The organism is Microcoleus sp. Pol12A5 (assembly GCF_036701435.1).
Taxonomy (GTDB): domain Bacteria; phylum Cyanobacteriota; class Cyanobacteriia; order Cyanobacteriales; family Microcoleaceae; genus Microcoleus.
Map to the genome: position 1 here is coordinate 1 of NZ_JAUBQU010000321.1, position 1028 is coordinate 1028.

The window sequence follows — 1028 nt, forward strand, 5'->3', positions numbered from 1 at the left end:
GGATCTCGCACCAGACGGAAAAACAGCGATTTCCGCATCTATGGATAAAACCCTGAAAATCTGGGACACCGAGACAGGCAGGGAACTGAAAACTCTCACGGGTCATAGTGACGGGGTAGATGCAGTGGATCTCGCACCAGACGGAAAAACAGCGATTTCCGCATCTATGGATAAAACCCTGAAAATCTGGGACACCGAGACAGCTTCAGAACTGAAAACTCTCACGGGTCATAGTAACTCGGTACTAGCAGTGGATCTCGCACCCGACGGTAAAACAGCGATTTCCGCATCTATGGATAAAACCCTGAAAATCTGGGATTTGCTTAGTGGCAAAGAGGTTGCTAGTTTCAGCGGAGATAGTTGGTTTGATTGCTGTGCGATCGCCCCTGATGGAGTGACAGTTGTAGCGGGCGATCGATCGGGCCGGGTGCATTTCCTGCGATTGGAGGGAGTTAGCGGCGGGGGATAATCCAAGAAACCGGGTTTTTGCCCAAATCTGTGGGTTGTAACGAAGTATTTCGGTAAAAACCCGGTTTCTGGGGCCCCGCGATCGGTTTTTTTTGTGGATGTGCGATCGGGTTTTTGGTGGATGGGCGATCGCGTTTTTTTGTGGATGGGGGCGATCGGGTTTTTGGATTGATGGGCGATCGGGTTTTTTGGTTGATGTGCGATCGGGTTTTTGGTTGATGTGCGATCGGGTTTTTGGTTGATGTGCGATCGAATTTGAGAGAAATGTGCGATCGGAGTTTTGGGTGGATGGGCGATCGGGTTTTTGTGTTGATTGGGGCGATCGGGTTTTTGGGTTGATTCGGGCGGTCGGGTTTTTGGGTTGATTCGGGCGATCCGATTTTTGGGTTTATGGGCGATCGGGTTTTTTGTTGATCGGGCGATCGAATTTGAGAGAAATGTGCGATCGGGCAATAAGTTGTTCACCAATAAGTGATTAATGGAAACCCGATTAGTGCGATCGTTACTTGTTTCTCGGATTCTATCAGGTTCAAAAAGATTGTGAGTAAAATAAACGCGGT

At 48.9% G+C, this 1028-nt stretch carries 2 protein-coding genes; both read left to right on the top strand.

Annotation, left to right across the window (positions count from 1 at the left end; all coding sequences use genetic code 11):
• Positions 1-469: WD40 repeat domain-containing protein (locus tag QUA45_RS29010; protein ID WP_445305363.1), on the top strand; the 469-nt coding region annotated here is incomplete at its 5' end.
• Between the two features lie 97 nt (positions 470-566).
• A complete protein-coding gene (locus tag QUA45_RS29015; RefSeq protein ID WP_333223417.1) occupies positions 567-710 on the top strand; it encodes a hypothetical protein in 144 nt (47 codons plus the stop codon).
• Positions 711-1028: the final 318 nt, after the last annotated feature.

What these genes read in the sequence shown, in the direction of transcription:
- QUA45_RS29015 (WP_333223417.1), top strand. Translation starts at nt 567, where the DNA reads ATGTGCGATCGGGTTTTTGGTGGATGGGCGATCGCGTTTTTTTGTGGA.